Annotated in this window: 17 protein-coding genes and 1 tRNA gene; 14 read left to right on the top strand and 4 right to left on the bottom strand. The window is 71.3% G+C overall.

Going from position 1 to position 19091, the window contains the following annotated elements:
* Positions 1-183: 183 nt before the first annotated feature.
* Positions 184-260: transfer RNA gene (locus NUG21_RS11210), tRNA-Arg, on the bottom strand.
* Between the two features lie 346 nt (positions 261-606).
* Between NUG21_RS11210 and NUG21_RS11205 the strand changes: the two genes are divergently transcribed.
* The 4 genes from NUG21_RS11205 to thrC all read left to right on the top strand — a co-directional run bounded on the left by NUG21_RS11205 (position 607) and on the right by thrC (position 7188).
* A complete protein-coding gene (locus tag NUG21_RS11205) occupies positions 607-963 on the top strand; it encodes a hypothetical protein (RefSeq protein WP_237473118.1) in 357 nt (118 codons plus the stop codon).
* Positions 964-1427: 464 nt separating this feature from the next.
* Positions 1428-3953 carry a bifunctional aspartate kinase/homoserine dehydrogenase I gene (gene thrA, locus NUG21_RS11200; protein ID WP_160946617.1) on the top strand — a complete coding sequence of 842 codons (2526 nt, stop codon included), beginning with the start codon at positions 1428-1430 and terminating at the stop codon, positions 3951-3953.
* Positions 3954-3958: 5 nt separating this feature from the next.
* The gene (locus NUG21_RS11195) at positions 3959-4918 is read left to right on the top strand and encodes a homoserine kinase (RefSeq protein WP_263393066.1); all 960 of its coding nucleotides are present in this window, start codon (positions 3959-3961) and stop codon (positions 4916-4918) included.
* 968 nt (positions 4919-5886) lie between these two features.
* On the top strand, positions 5887-7188 hold the full coding sequence (gene thrC, locus NUG21_RS11190; protein ID WP_263390888.1) for a threonine synthase: 1302 nt from the start codon (positions 5887-5889) through the stop codon (positions 7186-7188).
* Positions 7189-7225: 37 nt separating this feature from the next.
* On the opposite strand, the gene NUG21_RS11185 is transcribed toward thrC, so the two are convergent.
* Positions 7226-7540, bottom strand: coding sequence for a hypothetical protein (locus tag NUG21_RS11185; RefSeq protein WP_160946619.1), 315 nt, complete (start codon positions 7538-7540; stop codon positions 7226-7228).
* A 289-nt stretch (positions 7541-7829) separates the two neighbouring features.
* Positions 7830-8585, bottom strand: coding sequence for a Crp/Fnr family transcriptional regulator (locus NUG21_RS11180; RefSeq protein WP_160946620.1), 756 nt, complete (start codon positions 8583-8585; stop codon positions 7830-7832).
* A 111-nt stretch (positions 8586-8696) separates the two neighbouring features.
* On the opposite strand from NUG21_RS11180, the gene hisS reads away from it, so the two are divergent.
* The gene (gene hisS, locus NUG21_RS11175) at positions 8697-10097 is read left to right on the top strand and encodes a histidine--tRNA ligase (protein ID WP_263390887.1); all 1401 of its coding nucleotides are present in this window, start codon (positions 8697-8699) and stop codon (positions 10095-10097) included.
* Positions 10098-10212: 115 nt separating this feature from the next.
* On the opposite strand, the gene NUG21_RS11170 is transcribed toward hisS, so the two are convergent.
* Positions 10213-11349, bottom strand: a complete 1137-nt coding sequence (locus NUG21_RS11170) for a hypothetical protein (RefSeq protein ID WP_263390886.1) — start codon at positions 11347-11349, stop codon at positions 10213-10215.
* A gap of 283 nt (positions 11350-11632) precedes the next feature.
* On the opposite strand from NUG21_RS11170, the gene NUG21_RS11165 reads away from it, so the two are divergent.
* The 9 genes from NUG21_RS11165 to hisIE are packed head-to-tail and all read left to right on the top strand — an operon-like array spanning position 11633 to position 19087.
* Positions 11633-11959 (top strand): YerC/YecD family TrpR-related protein, encoded by a 327-nt coding sequence (locus tag NUG21_RS11165; RefSeq protein ID WP_263390885.1) that lies wholly within the window; start codon positions 11633-11635, stop codon positions 11957-11959.
* A gap of 9 nt (positions 11960-11968) precedes the next feature.
* Positions 11969-12883 (top strand): ATP phosphoribosyltransferase, encoded by a 915-nt coding sequence (hisG, locus tag NUG21_RS11160; RefSeq protein WP_010340765.1) that lies wholly within the window; start codon positions 11969-11971, stop codon positions 12881-12883.
* Positions 12880-14175 (top strand): histidinol dehydrogenase, encoded by a 1296-nt coding sequence (gene hisD, locus NUG21_RS11155; protein ID WP_263390884.1) that lies wholly within the window; start codon positions 12880-12882, stop codon positions 14173-14175. The genes hisG and hisD overlap by 4 nt, the downstream gene beginning before the upstream one ends.
* Positions 14172-15272, top strand: coding sequence for a histidinol-phosphate transaminase (gene hisC / locus NUG21_RS11150; RefSeq protein WP_263390883.1), 1101 nt, complete (start codon positions 14172-14174; stop codon positions 15270-15272). Before hisD ends, hisC begins: the two co-directional genes overlap by 4 nt.
* Entirely contained in the window at positions 15269-16342 is a 1074-nt protein-coding gene (gene hisB / locus NUG21_RS11145) for a bifunctional histidinol-phosphatase/imidazoleglycerol-phosphate dehydratase HisB (RefSeq protein ID WP_263390882.1), read from the top strand. Before hisC ends, hisB begins: the two co-directional genes overlap by 4 nt.
* A 28-nt stretch (positions 16343-16370) precedes the next feature.
* Positions 16371-16973: an imidazole glycerol phosphate synthase subunit HisH gene (gene hisH / locus NUG21_RS11140; RefSeq protein ID WP_263390881.1), complete on the top strand. Its 603-nt coding sequence runs from the start codon at positions 16371-16373 to the stop codon at positions 16971-16973.
* Positions 16970-17704, top strand: coding sequence for a 1-(5-phosphoribosyl)-5-[(5-phosphoribosylamino)methylideneamino]imidazole-4-carboxamide isomerase (hisA, locus tag NUG21_RS11135; RefSeq protein ID WP_263390880.1), 735 nt, complete (start codon positions 16970-16972; stop codon positions 17702-17704). Before hisH ends, hisA begins: the two co-directional genes overlap by 4 nt.
* A complete protein-coding gene (gene hisF / locus NUG21_RS11130) occupies positions 17698-18474 on the top strand; it encodes an imidazole glycerol phosphate synthase subunit HisF (protein WP_160946627.1) in 777 nt (258 codons plus the stop codon). Before hisA ends, hisF begins: the two co-directional genes overlap by 7 nt.
* Positions 18464-19087, top strand: coding sequence for a bifunctional phosphoribosyl-AMP cyclohydrolase/phosphoribosyl-ATP diphosphatase HisIE (gene hisIE, locus NUG21_RS11125; protein WP_263390879.1), 624 nt, complete (start codon positions 18464-18466; stop codon positions 19085-19087). Before hisF ends, hisIE begins: the two co-directional genes overlap by 11 nt.
* Positions 19088-19091 lie beyond the last annotated feature (4 nt).

Raw genomic sequence — 19091 nt, 5'->3', positions numbered from 1 at the left:
CGGGGGACGCGGGACGCGCAGCCGGCAATTTTAGCAGACCGCACGCGCCCGGCCGCCGCCGCCGGCCTGGGCGCCTGGCGAGCGCAAAAACGCGCAGGCATGCCGCCGCGCGGGGCTGCACGGCGTGCATAGGCGAGTAAGGGGGCTGAGGGCACGACGTCGCGGCCGCCGGCATAAACGGAATGGTGACCCCGGCGCGATTCGAACGCACGACCTGTCCCTTAGGAGGGGACCGCTCTATCCAGCTGAGCTACGGGGCCATTGGCCTGCCGGAGATTCTACGACGCTGAATCGCGCGTTGTCGCGCCGGTCTGCAATAACGCCCTCTACACCTTGCGCCGACGCGGCCTGAGCATGGTCCTGCGTAGGCTGCGTACGTCCGCCACTGCGGCGTCCCGACGGCTCGCCTTGCGATCCCGGGTTGTCGCAGCGGCGGCGACGATGACGGAGTCCCATCCGCCGCGTCCGCTACAAGCGTCCCGTCCGCACCGAGTGCGGCGGGGCGATCGCCGCCGCGCATCGGCGGTCCTGGTCGTCTTGGCGCCATTGCCGGTTTGCCGGCATGCACGCGGCGATTTCCACCCCTATGCGAAGCAGGAGTCACAGATGAAAACAGCGATGAAGATGGTCCTGGTTGGTTCGATGCTGGCCGCGCTGGCCGCGTGCAAGCGCGATGGCGATCACCCGGCCAACGACCCGAATGCGGCCAACCCGCCGGCCGCGGCCGACGGCAGCCCGGCAGGCGGCAGCACCGCCCCGGCAGGCGGCACGGCCCCGGCGGGCAGCACAAGCGGCGACGCCAGCGGCACCGCGACCGGCACCACCGGCACCACCGGCACCGATGCCGGCCAAGGCACGATGCAGGGGCAGGACGGCACGTCGCCCACCACGCCGCAGGACCCGGCCAACCCGGATCCGCAGCAGCCGACGCAGACGCCGCCGGCGGATCAGAAGCAGCAGTAAGAAAATGCGCAAGCGCGCGGCGCCACGGGCGCCGCGCGCTTGTGTGCGGCGTGCTCCGACATGGGCCGTGCCTGGTGTGTCCCCGGTGCGGAGGAAGCAGCCCGATCCGGTGCAACGCCGGGGTTTGCGGCTTTTCGCGATAGTCACTTTTGCAACCGTCTTGCTCGGTCGACCGGCCGATGCTGCGCTTGCACACGCGGTGCTTGACAGCGCCCCGGCGCATGATGTCCTCTTGCGTCCATGCCTCTGGTCCTCGCCCTCATCGCCATCTCGCTTCCGCGCTCGCTCCGGCACGCGGCCGCGGTCGCTGCGGGCATTACCACCGGTATTACCACCCTCACCATTCGCCCGGTGCGGCCCGTCGTCTTCGCCTGATCGTCGAACACCACGGCCCCGCACCCGGATCAGGATGCGGGGGAATCCCTCGGCCTGATGCGAGCGGGGCCTCCACTCCGAGGTCTCCCATGTCGTCCCCCGCCGCCGCTCCCGCTGTCGCCGCTCCGCCTGATTCCGCCGTCGATCCCGCGCTCGCCGCCGCCACCGTCGTGCACAAGTTCGGCGGCACCTCGGTGGCCGATGCCGAACGCTATCGCCATGTCGCGCAGCTGTTGTTGGCGCGCCCGGAGCGTCTCCAGGTCACCGTCGTCTCGGCGATGAAGGGCGTCACCGACGCCTTGATCGGCCTGGCCGAACTGGCCGCGCGCGGCCATGGGGACTGGCGCGAACGCTGGCACGAGACCCGCGCGCGCCATCGCGCCGCCGCGGTCGCGTTGCTGGGCGAGCACGCCGGCGCCACGGTGGAATGGCTGGACGCGCGCTTCGAGCACCTGGCCGAGATCCTCGCTGCGCTGGCGGTGATCGGCGAGTTGCCGCGGGAAGTGCTGGACCGCGTGCAGGGCCTGGGCGAGGTGTACTCGGCGCAGCTGCTGGGTGACCACCTGCGGGCGCTGGGCGAGGACTGCGCGGTGCTGGACGCGCGCGAGGTGCTGGTGGTCGATCGCGGCGAGCTGGGCGTGGACGTGGACTGGGAGGTCAGCGCGCAGCGCCTGGCGCAGTGGCGCGCGCAGCATCCGCAGCGGCGCATCGTGGTCACCGGCTTCGTCGCCCGCGACCGCGCCGGCCGCATCACCACGCTCGGCCGCAACGGCAGCGACTACTCCGGCGCGATCTTCGCCGCGCTGTTCGACGCCGCCGAGTTGCACATCTGGACCGATGTCGACGGTGTGCTGTCGGCCGATCCGCGGGTGGTGCCCGAAGCGGTGCAACTGGAGACGCTCAGCTACGACGAAGCGTGCGAACTGGCGTATTTCGGCGCCAAGGTGGTGCACCCGCAGACCATGTCGCCGGCGATCGAGCGCGGCCTGCCGATCATCATCCGCAACACCTTCCAGCCCGAGCATCCGGGCACCCGCATCACCGCCAGCAGCGCCACCAGTGGCCCGATCAAGGGGCTGACCCTGAGCCCGGACCTGGCTGTGCTCAACCTCGAAGGCACCGGTCTGATCGGCGTGCCCGGTACCGCAGAGCGGGTGTTCGCCGCATTGCGCAACGCGCGGGTGTCGGTGGTGATGATCTCGCAGGGCTCGTCCGAACATTCCATCTGCTGCGTGGTGCGGCAGAACGAGGCCGAGCGCGCGCGTGACGCGGTGCTTTCCGCGTTCGCGCACGAATTGGTCGTCGGTCAGGTGCAGCGCGTGCAACTGACCACCGGCATCAGCGTGCTGGCCGCGGTCGGCGATGGCATGACCGGGCAGCCTGGCGTGGCCGCGCGCCTGTTCGAGTCGCTGGGCCGCGCCCAGGTCAACATCCTGGCGATCGCGCAGGGCTCGTCCGAGCGCAACATCTCCGTGGCCATCGACAGCGCCCATGCGACCAAGGCGCTGCGCGCCGCGCATGCCGGCTTCTGGCTGTCGCCGCAGACCTTCTCGGTCGGCGTGATCGGCCCAGGCAACGTCGGTGCCGCGCTGCTGGACCAGTTGCGCGCAGCGCAGCCGCACCTGCTGGCCAAGGCCAACCTCGACCTGCGCCTGCGCGCGGTCGCCTCGCGCAGCACGATGCGGCTGGAGCCGCGCGCCTTCGCCGGCGACTGGCGGCAGGCGCTGGCCGCCGGCCCGCAGCCGACCGATCTGGACGCGTTCACCGCGCACCTGCTGTCGGCACATCTGCCGCATGCGGTGATCATCGACTGCAGCGGCAGCGCCGACGTCGCCGACCGCTATGCCGGCTGGCTGGCCGCCGGCATCCACGTGGTGACCCCGAACAAACAGGCCGGCGCCGGGCCGCTGCCGCGCTTCCACGCCATCCGCGCCGCGGCCGCCGCCAGCGGCGCGCGTTTCCGCTACGAGGCCACGGTCGGCGCCGGCCTGCCGGTGATCACCACCTTGCGCGACCTGGTCGATACCGGTGACGCTGTCACCGCGATCGAAGGCATCTTCTCCGGCACCCTGGCCTGGCTGTTCAACAAGTACGACGGCAGCGTGCCGTTCTCGCACCTGGTGGCCGAGGCGCGCGGCATGGGCTACACCGAACCGGACCCGCGCGACGACCTGTCCGGCACCGACGTGGCGCGCAAGCTGGTGATCCTGGCGCGCGAGGCCGGGCACGAGCTGAGCCTGGAAGACGTGGCGGTGGAGAGTCTGGTGCCGGAAGCCCTGCGCCAGGCCAGCGTGGACGATTTCATGGCGCGCCTGCACGAAGTCGATGCCGCGTTCGCGCAGCGCCTGCAGGCGGCCAAGGGGCGCGGCTGCGTGCTGCGCTACGTGGCGCGGCTGGCGCCGGGCCATGCGCCCAGCGTCGGCCTGGTGGAACTGCCGGCCGACCATGCCTTCGCCAACCTGCGCCTGACCGACAACGTGGTGCAGTTCACCACCCGCCGCTACTGCAACAATCCGCTGGTGGTGCAGGGGCCGGGCGCCGGCCCGGAAGTGACCGCCGCCGGCGTGTTCGCGGACCTGCTGCGGGTGGCGGCGGGCGAGGGCGCGCGCCTGTGAGCCGGATGCAGACGCTGGCGCCCGGTGCCGTCGGCACCACTGCGCTGCCGACGCAGGCCCGCGCGTTCGCGCCGGCCTCGGTGGCCAACGTGGCGGTGGGCTTCGACCTGCTGGGCTATGCGGTGGAAGGCGTGGGCGACACGGTGACGGTGCGCCGCATCGACGCCCCCGAGGTGCGCATCGCCGCGATCCGCGGCACCACCGTGGCCTTGCCGGTGGAGGCGGCGCGCAACACCGCCGGCGCCGCCCTGATGTCGCTGCGCGAGGCCTTGGCGCTGCCGTTCGGCTTCGAACTGGAGATCGACAAGGGCATCCCGCTCAGCTCCGGCATGGGCGGCTCGGCCGCCTCGTGCGTGGCCGCGCTGGTGGCGGCCAACGCCTTGCTCGCCGCGCCGCTGTCGCGCGATCAGCTATATCGCTATGCGCTGGATGGCGAGGCAGTGGCCAGTGGCAGCCGCCATGGCGACAACCTCGGCCCGATGCTGCTGGGCGGGCTGGTGCTGTCGACGCTGGAGCGGCTGGTGCCGGTGCCGGTGCCGAGCGGCTGGCACAGCCTGTTGGTGCACCCGGACGCGACGCTGGAGACGCGCCACGCGCGCGCAGCGCTGGCCGGGGATTACCGGCTCGGCGAGTTCGTGGCGCAGAGCGCGAATCTGGCGTTGGTGCTGGCGGGTTGCCATGCCGGCGACGAGGCGCTGGTGCGCGCCGGCTTGCACGACGTGTTGATCGAGCCGCGCCGCGCGCCGCTGATCGTCGGTTTCGACGCGGCCAAGGCGGCGGCGCTGGCGGCGGGGGCGATGGGCGCGGGCATTTCCGGCGCCGGCCCGAGCGTCTTCGCCTGGTTCGCCACCCGCGCCGAGGCCGAGGCCGCGGCGCCCGCTGTGCAGGCGGCCTTTGCCGATGCCGGCTTCGGCAGCCAGCACTGGGTCTCGCCGTTGCAGTGTCCGGGTGCGACGTTGCTGTAGCGGCGTGTTGGCGCGGCGCGTCGACGCCTTTGTTGCTGCCGCTAATGCCGCAACTGCCGCTAATGCCACTGCCGCTTTTGTTGCTGTTGCTGTTGCCGATTTCGAATTTGCTTTTTCTTTTGCTGTCGCAGTAGCTGTTGTCGTTGTTGTTGCTCTGGTTGTTGCTCTGGTTGTTGCTCTTGTTGTTGCTCTTGTTGTTGCTGTTGCCGTACCGGGTTCCCTTCCGAAGCGGCGGCCAGTGCGGGGAAACACCCGAAGGGCGGCGCACAGGAATGTACGCCGTCCGCGGCAGGGGCAGGATGCCCCTTCCGCGGATCCCCGTGCTGGACGCGGACCCGGAGCGCGCAGCGCGGAGGGCGCGAGGCAGGGCGCGCTTGACCAGCCTTCGGCTGTGGTAAAGCGTTTCTTTTGGTTACTTTTCTTTGCGCGAGCAAAGAAAAGTAACTCGCCGCAAGGCGAAAGCTGTTGCTGTTGCTTGATTTTTGCGTGTCGGACGAGCGGAACTTGTAGGAGCGGCTTCAGCCGCGACAGATGCTCCGCCTGTCGGTCTATGTCGCGCCTGAAGCCGCTGTTACGCAGAGCATCAAAGCAACAGCTTCCGCTAACGCGGGTCACTTTTCTTTGCTTGTGCAAAGAAAAGTAACCAAAAGAAGCGCTTTACCACAGCCGAAGGCTGGTCAAGCACACCCCGCAGCGCGCCCTCCGCGCTGCGCGCTCCGGGTCCGCAGCCACGACGGGCATTTTTCGACGGCACATCCATGTGCCGGCGAAAAACGACGCGCATCCTGCGCGTCGCCCTTCGGGTATTCGCCCGCCGTGGCTGCCGCGCCGAGGGGCCCCCGGGTGAAGCAGAAGCGCAACAGCCAAAGCGACAGCAACAGCTAGAGCAACAGCAACAGCAACAGCAACAGCTAGAGCCAAATCCAAGAATGCCAGTGCGACCGAATTTCCCTGCCACCGGAACCCCCATGAACTTCATTTCCACCCGTCACGCCGCACCCCCCGTCTCGCTCAGCCAGGCCATCGCCGCCGGCCTCGCGCCCGATGGCGGCCTGTACGTGCCCGAGCGCATGCCCGCCGCGCGCGACCTGCGCGCCGGTGCCAGCCTCGCCGAGACCGCCGCGGAGCTGCTGGCGCCGTTCTTCGAAGGCGACGCCCTGGCCCCGGAACTGCCGGCCATCTGCGCCGAGGCCTTCGATTTCGCCGCGCCGCTGCAGCCGCTGGCCACCCCCGGCGACCATGCGCTTGAGCTGTTCCATGGGCCGACCGCCGCGTTCAAGGACTTCGGCGCGCGCTTCCTGGCCGCCTGCCTGACCCGGCTGCGGCGTGGCGCGGCGACGCCGCTGACCATCCTCGTCGCCACCTCCGGCGACACCGGCGCCGCGGTCGCGGCCGCGTTCCATCGCCAGCCCGGGCTGCGCGTGGTGGTGCTGTATCCGGACGGGCGCGTGTCGCCGCGGCAGGCGCACCAACTCGGCTGCTTCGGCGACAACATCCACGCCTTGCGCGTGGCCGGCTCCTTCGACGATTGCCAGGCGCTGGTCAAGCAGGCGCTGAACGATGCCGATCTGCAGGCGCAGGCGCCGTTGAGTTCGGCCAACAGCATCAGCCTGGGGCGCTTGCTGCCGCAGATGAGCTACTACGCGCACGCAGCGCTGCAGCACCATGCCGCGCATGCGCAGCCGCTGAACCTGGTGGTGCCCACCGGCAATCTGGGCAATGCGCTGGCCGCGATCCTGGCGCGCGCCTTGGGCGTGCCGCTGGGCCGGATCGTGCTGGCGACCAATGCCAACCGCGTGCTGCCCGACTTCTTCGCCGGCGCCGACTATGCGCCGCAGCCCAGCGTGGCGACCCTGGCCAATGCGATGGACGTCGGCGCGCCGAGCAACGTCGAGCGGCTGCGCTGGCTGTACCAGGGCGACGACGCCACGCTGCGCACCCAGTTCCAGGCCTACTCGGTGGACGATGCGCAGATCCGCCAGACCATTGGCGAACGCTTCCGCCGCTACGGCGAGGTGCATTGCCCGCATACCGCCACCGCGCTGCACGTGCTGCAGCAACTGCGCGCCGAGGGCGCCGAGGCCGACGCCGGCGATTGGGCGGTGGCGGCCACCGCGCATCCGGCCAAGTTCGAAGGGGTGGTGGAGCCGCTGATCGGGCAGCCGGTGCCGGTGCCGCCGGCCTTGGCGGCGTTGCTGCAGCGGCCGGCACAGGCCGAGCCGATCGCGCCGGACGACGCGGCCTTGCGCGCGCGGCTGCTCGCCGGCTGAGCGGTGCGCAGGCGGCCGCGCCTGCGCACGGGGTGGCTCAGTCGGACGGCTGCAGCCGCTGCCAGGCGGCCAGGACGATGCCGCGCACCTGCAGCCAGTCCAGGCGCGAGCGCGGGTGGTCGCGCAGGAACACGTCGCGCAGCTGCGCGACCACGTCCTCCACGCGCTGGCCGTGGTACTTGAGGTAGGCGTCGTAGGCCAGTTTCAGCGCCGGCTCGTAGTCGTGGAAGACGTACCCGGGCTGATGGAAGCTGCTGTGCGCGAACTGCGCCTTCCAGAACTCCAGTTCGCGTTCGCGGTCCAGCATCACGCAGGCGCGCGAGGCGTGTTGCATCTCGATGGCGACGGCCATGTTGGCCCTCCGAGTAGTCCCCCCACCGGCACCGCGGCGGCGCCGCAGGTGTGTTGCGCACGCAGTCTATGCCGGCTGGGCGTCGCCGCCGCGATGACTGGCTGAAGCGTTCAGAGCTGGCAAGGCGGTTGCCGCGCTGGCACTTGGTGTCCGCGGCCTCGGCCGGCGCGGCGAGGTTGTCCACATCCGGTGTGGAGCGTTGTTCTGGAATCCTGTGGATAAGTGGCTGGACGCCGCGCGGCGTCGGCGCGTGCGGCAGCATGGCGAAAAAATCGCCGCCGCGACCCGCTCAGTCTTCGTCCGACGCCAGCCGGTGCAGCGCGGCAAAGTCGCGGATCTCGACCACGTGCAGTTGCGGCAGCGCGATCAGGCCCTGCTGGCGCAGCTTGGTGAAGGTGCGGCTGACCGTCTCCATGGTCAGGCCGAGATGGTCGGCGATGTCGCCGCGGCCCATCGGCAGCACCACCTTGTTGCCGGCATCGCCCTGGCGCGCCGCACGGGCGGCCAGCTTGAGCAGGAAGTCGGCCAGCTTCTCGGCCGGTTGCAGCCGCGCCAGCGCCAGCGCCGCGTCCTGGGCCGCGTCCAGTTCCAGGCAGGCGCGCTGCAGCAGCTTGCGCTCCAACTGCGGGAACTGGGCGCGCAACTGCTGCATCTGTGCCACCGACACCCGGCACACCCGGCTGTCGGCGATGGCTTCGATGTCGTGGCGATGCCTGGCCGATTCGCTCAGGCCGACGTAGTCGCCGGGCAGGACGAAACCGGCCACCTGGCGGCGCCCGTCGGCGAGGGTACGGACCAGGCGCAGCGCGCCGGCGGTGACGGTATAGACCGCCTGCCGCGCCTCGCCGGTGCGCGCCAGGGTGGCGCCGGCGGGATAGGTCAGCGAGGTGGTGACCCGTTCCAGCGCCTGCACCTCGTCGCAGGCCAGCGCCGAGCAGATCGCCAGGTGGCGGACCGCGCAGTGCAGGCATTCGTTGCCGCGCGGCGCGCGCGGGGCGGCCGGTTCGGCGTAGGGCAGGGCGAATCCGGAAGGAGGCCTGTTCATGGGCATGGCAGCGGCTTCGGCACCCGCGAATGATACGCCGATGCGGCCGGGCGTGGCCGGTGCGGCTAGAATTGGCGTCCCGCTCGCCCCCGAATCGCAGGAGTTCCGCACGTGATCAAGCCCCGTACGCCGCCCGGCATCATGGAATTGCTGCCGCGCGAGCAGATCGCGTTCCAGCGCATGCTGGACGTCATCCGCCGCAATTACGAGCGGTTCGGGTTCCTGCCGGTGGAGACGCCGGTGTTCGAGTTGTCCGACGTGCTGTTGACCAAGTCCGGCGGCGAGACCGAGCGCCAGGTGTATTTCGTGCAGTCCACCGGCGCGCTGGCCAATGCCGCGGCCGAGGGCGGCGAGGGCGGGCTGCCGGAACTGGCCCTCCGGTTCGATCTGACCGTGCCGCTGGCCCGCTACGTGGCCGAGCACGAGCACGAGTTGAGCTTCCCGTTCCGCCGCTACCAGATGCAGCGGGTGTACCGCGGCGAGCGTGCCCAGCGCGGCCGCTTCCGCGAGTTCTACCAGTGCGACATCGACGTGATCGGCAAGGACGCGCTGAGCATCCGCTACGACGCCGAGGTGCTGGCGGTGATCCACGCGGTGTTCGCCGAGCTGGGCATCGGCGATTTCGCCGTGCAGTTGAACAACCGCAAGCTGATGCGCGGCTTCTTCGAGAGCCTGGGCGTGGCCGAAGGCGAGCGCCAGCTCGCGGTGCTGCGCGAGGTCGACAAGCTGGACAAGCGCGGCGCCGACTACGTGCGCGAGACGCTGGCCGGCGAGGGCTTCGGCATTCCCGCCGAGCAGGTGCAGCGCATCCTCGACTTCGTCGCGGTGCGCTCCAGCGGCCATGCCGATGCGCTGGCGCGGCTGCAGGCGCTGGAGGCCGATGCCGCGTCCAGCGCGATCTTGCGCGAGGGCGTGGCCGAACTGCGCGAGGTGCTGGCCCTGGTCAAGGCGCTGGGCGTGCCGGAGAGCGCGTACTGCCTGAATTTCTCCATCGCCCGCGGCCTGGACTACTACACCGGCACCGTCTACGAGACCCTGCTGACCGACTACCCGCAGATCGGTTCGATCTGCTCGGGCGGCCGCTACGAGGATCTGGCCAGCCACTACAGCAAGTCCAAACTGCCCGGCGTGGGCATCTCCATCGGCCTGACCCGGCTGTTCTGGCAGCTGCGTGAGGCCGGGCTGATCGACGGCATCGCCGCCAGCAGCGTGCAGGCGATGGTGGCGCTGATGGACGAGGCCAAGCTCGACGACGCGCTGGACATCGCGCGGCGGCTGCGCGCCGGCGGGATCAACACCGAAGTGCAGATGGAGCCGAAGAAGATCGGCAAGCAGTTCCAGTACGCGGCCCGCGCCGGCATCCGCTTCGTGGTGCTGGCCGGCGACGACGAACTGGCGCGCGGTGTGGTCGCGGTCAAGGACCTGCTGCGCGAGCAGCAGTTCGAGGTCGCCCGCGACGAACTGGCCAGCACGCTGCAGGTGGAACTGGAGCAGGCCAAGGTGATGGCCTGAGTCTGGTGGCGACGGCCGGCGATGGCCGCCGCGCTCTGCAAGATTCTCGTAGGAGCGGCTTCAGCCGCGACCAGCATGGCCGGTAAACCCGGCCGTGGCTGATCCCCCAGCCGGGCTACAGCAGGCCCGCACCCTGCAGCATCGCCTTCAGTGCACGCCGCTGCGCGGCAGCGTCCGCCGGCCAGCCCTGCAACTGCGCGACGACCTTGCCGTCGCGCACCAGGAAGAACGTCGGCATGCGCCATTCGCGTGGCAGCAGCGGCCATTCCGCCACGTCGTAGAGCGGGTGCAGCGGTGTCTGCGGTTGCGCGCGGTTCCAGGCGCGCAGCGCATCCATGTCCTCGCTGCCGGGCGGCAGCGCCAGCCACCGCGCATGGCGGCGGAATACCGGCCCCAGTTCGGGATCGGCGGCGATGGCGCGTGCGGCGTCGGCCGCGAAATGGCAGCCGGCGGTGACCAGGATCTGGGTTGGCCGCAGATCGATCCGCTGCCGGTGCAGGGTGCGGCCGTCGGCGTCCAGCGACCACAGCGTTGGTCCGTGCGTGCCGGAGCCCAGGCGGTCGTCGAAGCGCAGCCAGTGTGGCCACTCGGCGCTGCCGCCATCGGCCAGCACGCGCCGTGCGTCCTCCACACGATGCGCCAGCAGCAGCGCATGACCGGCGGCATCCACCTGCGCCGCACTGGCCTGGCCGCGGCGCCGCAACTGCGCCAGCACCTGCAGCTGGGCGTCGAGTCCCGCGGGGTTGGGGCGCAGCGCGTAGGTGGCGACCAGCGCCCGGTACAGCAGTTCCAGTGCGGCATCGTCCAACGGCGCGGTGGCGCTGCGGTCGAAGGTTTCGGGCAGCGCGCTGCGCAATGCGGGCCATGGATCGCGCCCAGTGCGGCCCAGGCCGTGCAGCGCCCGGTTGTAGCGGTTGTAGCGGCGCTCCAGGTCGCCGATCCGGGCGGCAGCAGCGCTGGCGCGCGGCTGCGTCGCCCAGCGCGGCAAGGTCTCGGCGTAGCGCTCCACTCCGAACAGGGCCAGCAGAGCGCGGCCTTGGGCGCGGGTGAGTTGCGGCAGGTCCTGTGTGTCGAATCCACCCAGGCCGTTGCGCCCGAAGACCAAGCCGTCGAGGAAGCGTTCGCGGGCGCCGGGGGTGAGTGCGTCCAGCGGCGTGCGCTGGCCGGCGTGCGCGCGCAGGTAGGCCTCGAGCTGGGCGCTGGAGCGGATCGGCAGCCCTTGCGCGGCGACCTCGGTATCGCTGGCACTCACGTGGGCGGGTGCTGTCGGAGCCGGCGGCTGCGCCAGTGCATGCGTCGCCAGGCATAGGGCAAGACCGGCAAGCCAGGTGTGGCGCATGCGGTGCTCCAGCGGGGGGGGCGTGCCGATCCTAATGGTCGCCGCGCCGGCCTTCCACAGACCGAAGGCGCCATCTTCCGCAGCGCGTGCGAGAGAGGGGCGCCTGGGGCAGGGCGGCAGGCTGCAGCGCCGAACGGCTGAACCGCGCCAGCCGCGCAAACTTGACCTTGTAATAGCATGCTATTACATTAGCGCAATGAAACAACGCCCCGCCCCTGCAGAAGACCGTGCCAGCGACGCCTCGTTCAAGGCGTTGGCGCGCACCCTGGCCCAGCTCGGCAAGCCGCAGGAAGTGGCGGCGTTCCTGCAGGACCTGTGCACGCCGGCCGAGCTGGAGGCGATGGCGGACCGCTGGCGGGTGGTGCCGCTGCTGCTCAAGGGCGTGCCGTATCGCGAGATCCACGACCTGACCCAGGTCAGCGTCACCACCATCGGCCGTGTCGCACGGACGCTGGAATACGGCGCCGGCGGCTATGCCGCGGCGCTGCGCCGGCAGGCGGCGCGCCCCTCCGATTCCCACTGAGATGTCCTGATGAGTGCTTCCCTGGCAGCACCGGCCCGCGACCGGCTGCGTATCGCGATCCAGAAGAGTGGCCGCCTGGCCGAGCCGGCCCGTGCGGTGCTGGCCGCCTGCGGGCTGAGCTGGCGCGAGAGCCGTGACAAGCTGTTCTGCTACGGCGAATCGTTGCCGGTGGACCTGCTGCTGGTGCGCGACGACGATATCCCCGGCCTGATCGCCGATGGCGTGTGCGACTTCGGCATCGTCGGCCGCAACGAACTCGACGAGCAGGCCGGCGAGCGCCGCCGCAATGGCCTGCCGGAGGCGTATCGCGCCCTGCGCGGGCTGAACTTCGGGCAATGCCGGCTGATGCTGGCGGTGCCGGAGAGCTGGGAGTGGAGTGGCCCGCAACAAGTGCAGGGGCTGCGGATCGCCACCAGCTACCCGGCGGTGCTGGCCGACTGGCTGGACGCGCGCGGCATCGCCGCGCAGGTGGTGGAGCTGTCCGGTTCGGTGGAGATCGCGCCGCGCCTGGGCACCGCCGACCTGATCTGCGATCTGGTGTCCAGCGGCGCCACCCTGGCCGCCAACCAGCTCAAGCCGGTGGAGACGCTGCTGGAGAGCGAGGCGGTGCTGGCCGGTCCGGTGCGCGAACCGGCCGACGCCCGCGCGGGCCTGGCGGCGATGCTGCTGCGCCGGCTCGACGGCGTGCTCAAGCTGCGCGACAGCAAGCTGCTGATGTTCCGCGCCGCGCGCGAGCGGGTCGCCGACCTGGCGCGGCTGCTGCCCGATGCCGAACCGCTGGTGCAACTGCCCGGCGACGCCGACGGCCCGCTGCAATTGCAGACCATGTGCCATGGGGCCATCACCTGGCAGCGCATGGAGGAACTGGAGCGCGCAGGCGCGCAGGGGTTGATGGTCTTGACGGTGGAGCGGTCGCTGGCATGAATCGATTGGAGTGGAGCGCGCTCGACGCGCAGGAGCGCACCCAGGCGCTGACCCGGCCGGTGCAGCGCGTCGCCGACCAGACCCGCAGCGCCGTGGCGCAGGTGCTGGATGCGGTGCGCAGCCGCGGCGACAGCGCGCTGCGCGAACTCACCGCGCGCTTCGACGGCGTGGTGCTGGACACCTTCGAAGTGAGCGCCGAGGAGTTCGCCGCCGCCGAGGCCGCGGTGCCGGCGCCGCTGCGCGCGGCGATGGCCGAGGCGGCGGCGCGGATCGACACGTTCCACCGCGCCGGCATGGCGCAGCCGTACGCGGTCGAGACCGCGCCGGGCGTGGTCTGCGAGCGCGTGGTGCGGCCAATCGGGCGGGTCGGCCTGTACGTGCCGGCCGGCAGCGCACCGCTGCCGTCGACCGCGCTGATGCTGTGCGTGCCGGCGGCACTGGCCGGCTGCCGCGAGGTGGTGCTGTGCACGCCGCCGCGCGCCGACGGCTCGGCCGACCCGGCGGTGCTGGTCGCGGCGACGCTGTGCGGGGTCGACCGGGTGTTCAAGCTCGGCGGCGCCCAGGCCATCGCGGCGATGGGCTTCGGCACCGAGACCGTGCCGTCCTGCGACAAGCTGTTCGGCCCCGGCAACAGCTACGTCACCGAGGCCAAGCAGCAGGTGGCGCAGGCCGGCGCGGCGGCGATCGACATGCCGGCCGGTCCGTCCGAGGTGCTGGTGATCGCCGACGCCGGCGCCGATGCCGCCTTCGTCGCCGCCGACCTGCTGTCGCAGGCCGAGCACGGTCCCGATTCGCAGGTGCTGCTGCTGTCCGACAGCGCCGCGTTGATCGAGGCGGTGGAGAACGAGCTGGAGCGGCAGCTGGCGACGCTGCCGCGCGCGGCGATCGCCCGGCAGGCGCTGGCCGCGTCGCGGCTGATCCGCGTTGATACGCTGGAGGACGCCTTCGCCATCAGCAACCGCTACGCCCCGGAACACCTGATCCTGGCGCTGCGCGCGCCGCGCGACTGGCTGGACCGCGTCGAGGCCGCCGGCTCGGTGTTCCTCGGCGACTACACCCCCGAGGCGCTGGGCGATTACTGCAGCGGTACCAACCACGTGCTGCCGACCAGCGGCGCGGCGCGCGCCTACAGCGGCGTGAGCGTGGCCAGCTTCCAGAATTTCGTCAGCGTGCAGAGCGCCAGCGCTGCCGGCATCGCCACCATCGGCGGCTGCGCGGTGCTGATGGCGCGTGCCGAGGGCCTGGACGCGCACGCCAATGCGGTGGCGCTGCGCATGGAGAAGGCGGCATGAGCGCGGCCTCCGATGCGCGCGCCGTGCTGGCGCTGGTCCGCCCGGACCTGCGCGACTTCGCCGGCTACTCGTCCGCACGCAGCAGCGCGCTGCAGGGCGACATCTGGCTCAATGCCAACGAGTCGGCCTGGGCCAACGCCGCCGATGGCGAAGCCGCCAATCGCCGCTATCCCGACCCGCAGCCGCCGGCGCTGCGCGCCGCACTGGCGCAGTTGTACGCCTGCGCCCCGGAACAGGTGCTGCTCGGCCGCGGCAGCGACGAGGCGATCGATCTGCTGCTGCGTGCCCTGTGCGAGCCGGGCCGCGACGCCATCGTCATCACCCCGCCGGTGTTCGGCATGTACGCGGTGTGCGCGCGGCTGCAAAATGCGCGCGTGGTCGAGGTGCCGCTGCGCGATACGACCGACGGCCTGCTCACCGACGTGGACGCGGTGGTGGACGCCGCGCTGAGCCAGATGGCCAAGCTGGTGTTCCTGTGTTCGCCGGGCAACCCCGGCGGCGCGGCGATCGCGCTGGCCGACATCGAGCGCGCCGCCGAGCGCCTGCAGGGCCGTGCGGTGCTGGTGGTCGACGAAGCCTATGGCGAGTTTTCCGACGAAGCCTCGGCCACGACCTTGCTGGCGCGGCACGCCAATCTGGCGGTGCTGCGCACGCTGTCCAAGGCACATGCGCTGGCGGCGGCGCGGATCGGTTGCGTGATCGCCGATCCGGCGCTGATCGCGGTGCTGCGGCGCTGCCAGGCGCCGTATCCGATCCCGGCGCCGTGCACGCAACTGGCGCTGGCCGCGCTGCAGCCCGAACCGCTGCGGCAGACCGCGGCGCGGGTGCAGGAAGTGCGCGCCGAGCGCACGCGCATGCAGGCGGCGCTGGCCGCGCTGCCGGGCGTGCGCCAGGTGTATCCGTCGCAGGGCAATTTCCTGCTGCTGCGCTTCGACGACGCCGAGGGCGCGTTCCAGGCGCTGTTGGCTGCCGGGGTGGTGGTGCGCGACCAGCGCGCCGCGCCTGGCCTGGGCGATGCGCTGCGCATCACCTTGGGGACGCCGGCGCAGAACCAGCGCGTGCTCGGCGCGCTGCAGGCGTGGAGAGCGGCGGCATGACCCCGATCCTGTTCGTGGACCGCGACGGCACCCTGATCGAGGAGCCGGCCGATTTCCAGATCGACGCCTACGAGAAGCTGCGCTTCGTGCAGGGCGTGATCCCGGCCATGCTCAAGCTGCGCGACGCCGGCTACCAGTTCGTCATCGTCACCAATCAGGACGGCCTCGGCAGCGAGGCCTATCCGCAGGCCGCCTTCGACGGCCCCAACGACCTGATGCTGCAGATCTTCGCCAGCCAGGGCATCGTGTTCCGCGAGGTGCTGGTCGACCGCAGCTGGCCGGCCGACAATGCGCCCACGCGCAAGCCCGGCATCGGCCTGATGCTGCCGTACCTGCAGGACCGCAGCATCGACTGGGCGCGCTCGGCGATGGTCGGCGACCGTGTCACCGACATCCAGTTCGCCGAGAACCTGCGCATCCGCGGCTTCCAGTTGCGCACCGCGCAATTCGGCGGCGAATGGGACTGGGCCGGCATCGCTCACGAGCTGGCCGATGCACCGCGGCGTGCGCGGGTGCAGCGCGACACCAAGGAAACCCGCATCGCGGTGGAACTCGACCTGGACCTGGCGCGCGACCCGCACTGCGCCACCGGCCTGCCGTTCTTCGACCACATGCTCGAGCAGATCGGCAAGCACGGTGGTTTCGCGCTGGACGTGCGTGCCGAGGGCGACCTGCACATCGACGAACACCACACCATCGAGGACACCGGCCTGGCGCTGGGCCAGGCGCTGCGGCAGGCGCTGGGCGACAAGCGCGGCATCGGCCGCTACGGCTTCACCCTGCCGATGGACGAGACCCTGGCCAGCGCCGCGCTGGATTTCAGCGGGCGCCCGTACTTCGTGTTCGAAGGCGAGTTCAAGCGCGAGCGGGTCGGCGACATGCCCACCGAGCTGGTGCCGCACTTCTTCCGCTCGCTGTGCGACGCCGCCGGGCTGAACCTGCACTTGAGCGTGCGCGGCGACAACGACCACCACAAGGTCGAAGCCTGCTTCAAGGCGCTGGCGCGCGCCCTGCGCCAGGCGCTGCGCCGCGAGGGCGCGGCGCTGCCCTCGACCAAGGGGATGCTGTGATGCGCGCGGGTTTCGCAGGGAGCATGCGATGAGCGATGTCGCCCTGATCGATGCCGGCGGCGCCAACCTCGGTTCGGTGCGCTACGCGCTCGAACGCCTCGGCGTGGAAGCCCGGCTGGTGCGCGACGCCGCCGGGCTGCAAGGCGCGGACCGGGTGATCTTGCCGGGTGTCGGCGCCGCGCCGCACGCGATGGCGCGGCTACGCGAGCAAGGTCTGATCGAGCCATTGCGCGCGCTACAGGTGCCGCTGATCGGCATCTGCCTGGGCATGCAGTTGCTGTTCGAGCACTCGGAAGAAGGCGATGTCGACTGCCTGGGCCTGCTGACCGGCGTGGTCCGGCGCATGCCGCCGGCGCTGGGCATCCGCGTGCCGCACATGGGCTGGAACCGGCTGCTGCCGTTGCGGCCGTCGTCGCTGCTGGCAGGCGTCCCCGACGGCGCCAGCGCCTACTTCGTGCATGGTTATGCCGCGCCGGTCACCGCCGACACCGTCGCCGCCTGCGACCATGGCGGCCTGTTCACCGCGGTGGTGCAGCACGGCCGCCGCTGCGGCGCGCAATTCCATCCCGAGCGCTCGGCCGACACCGGCGCGCGCATCCTGCGCAACTTCCTCGAGACCGATTTCCCATGAGCTTCGTCGTCTATCCCGCGCTGGACATCCGCGACGGCCGCGTGGTGCGGCTGGCGCAGGGCGACTACGCCCGCGAGACCCACTACGGCGACGATCCGCTGCGCCGCGCCCAGGCCTTCGCCGAGGCCGGCGCGCAGTGGATGCACCTGGTCGACCTGGATGCGGCCCGCGCCGGCGGCTACACCCTGGCGCCGCTGCTGCAGCGGATCCGCAGCGAGACCGCGCTGCAGGTGCAGACCGGCGGCGGCGTGCGCTCGCGCGCGGACGTGCAGCGCCTGCTCGATGCCGGCGCCAGCCGCGTGGTGATCGGCTCGCTGGCGGTGCGCGACCGCGAGTCGGTCCTGGAGTGGCTGCGCGAGTTCGGCCCCGAGCGCATCACCGTGGCGCTGGACAGCCGCCAGGATACGCACGGCGTCTGGCGTCTGCCGGTGCACGGCTGGACCGAGACCTCGTCGCTGAGCCTGGATGCACTGGCCAGCGAATACGCCGCGGCCGGGCTGGTCCATCTGCTGTGCACCGACATCGCCCGCGACGGCATGCTGTCCGGGCCGAACCTGGCGCTGTATGCGCACCTGCGCCAGCTCGCGCCGACGCTGGCGGTGCAGGCCTCCGGCGGCATCCGCGACGCCGCCGACGTGCGCGGTGCGCGCGAGGCCGGCTGTGCCGGCGCGGTGCTCGGCAAGGCGCTGCTGGAAGGGCGGCTGCGCCTGGACGAGGCACTGGCATGCTGAGCCGGCGCATCATCCCGTGCCTGGACGTGCGCGAGGGGCGCGTGGTCAAGGGCGTCAAGTTCCGCGACCACGTGGACATGGGCGACATCGCCGAGCTGGCGCTGCGCTACCGCGACCAAGGCGCCGACGAACTGGTGTTCTACGACATCGGCGCCAGCCCGGAAGGGCGCTCGGTGGACTACGCCTGGGTCGAAAAGGTGGCGCGGCTGCTGGACATCCCGTTCTGCGTGGCCGGCGGCATCCGCGACGTCGCCACCGCGCGTGCGGTGTTGCACGCCGGCGCCGACAAGATCTCGATCAACTCGCCGGCGCTGGAGCGGCCGGCGCTGATCGCCGAGCTGGCCGAGGCCTTCGGCGTGCAGTGCGTGGTGGTCGGCATCGATTCGATCCGCGAGGACGACGGCCAGTGGCGCGTGCGCCGCTTCACCGGCGATCCCAGCAAGACCCAGGCGCTGCGCGTGCGCACCCTGGACTGGGTGGTGGAGGCGCAGCGCCTGGGCGCCGGCGAGATCGTGCTCAACTGCATGGACAGCGACGGCGTGCGCCGCGGCTACGACATCGCCCAACTGCACGCCGTGCGCGCCCTGTGCAAGGTGCCGCTGGTGGCCTCCGGCGGCGCCGGCGAGATGCAGCACTTCGCCGATGTGTTCGAGCGTGCCGACGTGGACGGCGCGCTGGCCGCCAGCGTCTTCCACAGCGGCGCCATTCCCATTCCCGAACTCAAGCGCTTCCTGCGCCAACGACAGATCGAGGTGCGCGATGGCGCGTGAACACTCCCACGATGCGGACGTCGCCGACGCGGCGCTGGACTGGGGCAAGGGCGACGGCCTGTTGCCGGTGGTGGTACAGGACGCCGCCACGCTGCGCGTGCTGATGCTGGGCTACATGAACCAGGAGGCGCTGGCGGCCACGCGCCGCAGCGGCCAGGTCACCTTCTACAGCCGCAGCAAGCAGCGGCTGTGGACCAAGGGCGAGAGTTCCGGCCATGTCCTGGACGTGGTCGCGATCGACACCGATTGCGATCGCGACACCTTGCTGGTGCTGGCGCATCCGCGCGGGCCGACCTGTCACCTCGGCCGCGACAGCTGCTTCCCGCAGGCGCCGGGCCAGTTCCTGGGCGCGCTGGACCGCCTGGTCGCGCAGCGCGAACGCGAGCGGCCGGCGGGCAGCTACACCACGCAGCTGTTCGAGAAAGGCACGCGGCGCATCGCGCAGAAGGTGGGCGAGGAGGGCGTGGAGACCGCGCTGGCCGGCGTCGCCCAGGGCGACGACGAACTGCTCGGCGAATCCGCCGATCTGCTCTATCACCTGACCGTGCTGCTGCGCGCGCGCGGCCTGGGCCTGGCCGACGCGGTGGCGGTGCTGGAAGCGCGGCACCGCTGAGCCG

The organism is Xanthomonas sp. CFBP 8445 (assembly GCF_025666235.1).
Taxonomy (GTDB): domain Bacteria; phylum Pseudomonadota; class Gammaproteobacteria; order Xanthomonadales; family Xanthomonadaceae; genus Xanthomonas_A; species Xanthomonas_A indica.
Note: the sequence above shows the minus strand (reverse complement) of the source record. Positions and strands in the feature narration are given on the sequence as shown.

Excerpts from the sequence above, each read along its gene's own strand:
- thrC (WP_263390888.1), top strand. The coding sequence starts at position 5,887 with ATGAACTTCATTTCCACCCGTCACGCCGCACCCCCCGTCTCGCTCAGC.
- NUG21_RS11195 (WP_263393066.1), top strand. The coding sequence starts at position 3,959 with ATGCAGACGCTGGCGCCCGGTGCCGTCGGCACCACTGCGCTGCCGACG.
- NUG21_RS11165 (WP_263390885.1), top strand. The coding sequence starts at position 11,633 with ATGAAACAACGCCCCGCCCCTGCAGAAGACCGTGCCAGCGACGCCTCG.
- hisA (WP_263390880.1), top strand. The coding sequence starts at position 16,970 with ATGAGCTTCGTCGTCTATCCCGCGCTGGACATCCGCGACGGCCGCGTG.
- hisF (WP_160946627.1), top strand. The coding sequence starts at position 17,698 with ATGCTGAGCCGGCGCATCATCCCGTGCCTGGACGTGCGCGAGGGGCGC.
- hisC (WP_263390883.1), top strand. The coding sequence starts at position 14,172 with ATGAGCGCGGCCTCCGATGCGCGCGCCGTGCTGGCGCTGGTCCGCCCG.
- NUG21_RS11185 (WP_160946619.1), bottom strand. The coding sequence starts at position 7,540 with ATGGCCGTCGCCATCGAGATGCAACACGCCTCGCGCGCCTGCGTGATG.
- hisD (WP_263390884.1), top strand. The coding sequence starts at position 12,880 with ATGAATCGATTGGAGTGGAGCGCGCTCGACGCGCAGGAGCGCACCCAG.
- NUG21_RS11205 (WP_237473118.1), top strand. The coding sequence starts at position 607 with ATGAAAACAGCGATGAAGATGGTCCTGGTTGGTTCGATGCTGGCCGCG.
- hisG (WP_010340765.1), top strand. The coding sequence starts at position 11,969 with ATGAGTGCTTCCCTGGCAGCACCGGCCCGCGACCGGCTGCGTATCGCG.
- hisH (WP_263390881.1), top strand. The coding sequence starts at position 16,371 with ATGAGCGATGTCGCCCTGATCGATGCCGGCGGCGCCAACCTCGGTTCG.
- thrA (WP_160946617.1), top strand. The coding sequence starts at position 1,428 with ATGTCGTCCCCCGCCGCCGCTCCCGCTGTCGCCGCTCCGCCTGATTCC.
- NUG21_RS11180 (WP_160946620.1), bottom strand. The coding sequence starts at position 8,585 with ATGAACAGGCCTCCTTCCGGATTCGCCCTGCCCTACGCCGAACCGGCC.
- hisB (WP_263390882.1), top strand. The coding sequence starts at position 15,269 with ATGACCCCGATCCTGTTCGTGGACCGCGACGGCACCCTGATCGAGGAG.
- hisIE (WP_263390879.1), top strand. The coding sequence starts at position 18,464 with ATGGCGCGTGAACACTCCCACGATGCGGACGTCGCCGACGCGGCGCTG.